Origin of the sequence: Micromonospora coerulea (assembly GCF_016598485.1) — a bacterium.
Classification (GTDB): Bacteria; Actinomycetota; Actinomycetes; order Mycobacteriales; family Micromonosporaceae; genus Micromonospora; species Micromonospora coerulea.
The window spans coordinates 1-1,839 of record NZ_JAEMUW010000077.1; the positions used below are offsets into that span (position 1 = coordinate 1).

Annotated in this window: 1 protein-coding gene; it reads right to left on the minus strand. The window is 67.8% G+C overall.

Annotated features, from left to right (window positions below):
* Nucleotides 1–98 precede the first annotated feature (98 nt).
* Nucleotides 99–1,421 (minus strand): polysaccharide pyruvyl transferase family protein, encoded by a 1,323-nt coding sequence (locus I8N68_RS32285; protein ID WP_200216892.1) that lies wholly within the window; start codon nt 1,419–1,421, stop codon nt 99–101.
* Nucleotides 1,422–1,839 lie beyond the last annotated feature (418 nt).

A 1,839-nucleotide genomic window follows, 5' to 3' on the forward strand; every position in this document is an offset into this window, starting at 1 on the left:
AGCCCGAATCTCGGCCACCTGCATCTACCCCGTCACGGGCGTCGGCTGTATCAGTCGTTGGCGTCCGCGTGATCGAGGGTTTGAACCGCGTACGACGGTCAGCGCCGCAGCATCCGGCGGACCCGGCCGCCCACCGCCTGCTTGACCTGCTCGCGCAGTGGCTGCGCGCGGCGTGCCGTGATCTTCTGCTGGATTGTCTGGTTCTCGCGCAGCCACTGGATGCGCGTCAGCAGTTCCTCGGCGGTGTGGGCGGAGGCCGGCCGCACCGCCTGCGGGTAGACGGTTTCGCGGACCTGCCGGTCGAAGCGGGTGGCGCTGTCCCCGTCGGCGAACGACAGGCCGAGGTCGTGCTTGGCGAGGAACGCGCCGATCCGCGCGAAGCGCTCCTTGTGGCCCTCGTTCAGGGCCGTGTAGTCGGCTTCCTCGTAGAGTTGGGCGGCGTCGACGTCGGCCGGTACGTCGCGCATCAACCGGTGCGGGATGTCGAAGTAGCGGGCTAGCTCCAGGGTGCGCGAGTCGTGCGCGAGGAGGTACCCGGGGGTGCCGGAGATCAGCGCCGTGATGGTGCCGTGGATCCGGGTGCCGAAGGCGAAGTCGAATCCGGAGAGATACTCCAGCCAGGGCCACGGGTCCATGAACATCCGCACCTTGTCCTCGACGAAGAGTGGGTGTGAGGTGTGGATCGGCATGTCGTCGGTCTTGCCGCGCAGATTCGGTGCGTCGCCGTAGAGCAGGGTGCCGAGGGTGTACAGGCCCTGCGCCACGTAGCGCAGGTTCGGGTAGCGCCGGTGGTGGTGGCGGACGAGCGGGGCCAGCGCGCGGACGTACGGCGAGATGACGAACGCGAGCCGATCCTCGGTGTCCAGGGCAGCCTTCGCCTTCTCGACCCGGAAGCTGTCGCCGTGCAGGAACATCGACGGGCAGCCGATCTGCTCGACCGCGGAGAAACCCAGCGTACGCAGGTACTTTTCGGTGATCTCGCCGCGTACGCCGATGCTGTGCGAGCGGTCCAGCACCGCCCGGCAGAAGGCACTGACCGGCTCGTCGATCGGGCGCAGGTACTCCCGGTCGCCGTCCACGTCGGTCTGCACCCCGACCCCGAGCACCACCACCGGGATCTTCAGCCGCTCGATCAGCCGGGTCATCGACACCAGCCGGGCCGCGTAGTCGCGGCGGAACGCGTTGGCCAGCGGGATAACGAAGACGTCGTACTTCTCGTTGATCTCGTCGGCATCGCGCGGGTCCGCCCGGAACCGCGACGGGGTGATCTCCGCCGCCGAGGTGGCCAGCAGCTTGTACGCGGTGTGGCTGAAGACCAGGTTGCCGCTGTTCTTGCCGATCCAATCCCGCTCGTAGGTCTCCTCGGGGGTGAGGACGTCGAACGGGCCCTTGCGGGCGCGCAGCAGGATCCGCTGGTGCATCCGGGGTGTCCACCTCTCGTCCCGGACGCCACGGCGCCCGGCGAGGCCGAAGCGGCCCGATCGGCCGGTGCACGGCCCCGTTCCGTGCAGGAGCAGAGATCCTATGCCATCTCCACGCCGGTCCGGATCCCACTTGCCGGCTGTCACGTCGGCCCGAAGGTGGACGCGCGTCCTCAGCTTTCCATCGCAAGTGCCAGCGGACGACTACCAAAACCATGGCACGCCGAACTCCGATGCCGGGGTCTTGCGCGGCAATGGCCGACTCCGAAAGTCGATGGCCATGTCCACTTGGCCGGTGCGATGATCGACATCTGGGCCGCTAGTGCTCTGACCACAAACGTTGGCGGGGTTGGTCGGGGTTGGGGAATTGTCGTAGGGGTGGTGTTGGCTTCGGTTCGTGCCTCGTCGTCGGGATTCC

What these genes read in the sequence shown, in the direction of transcription:
- I8N68_RS32285 (WP_200216892.1), bottom strand. Translation starts at nt 1,421, where the DNA reads ATGCACCAGCGGATCCTGCTGCGCGCCCGCAAGGGCCCGTTCGACGTC.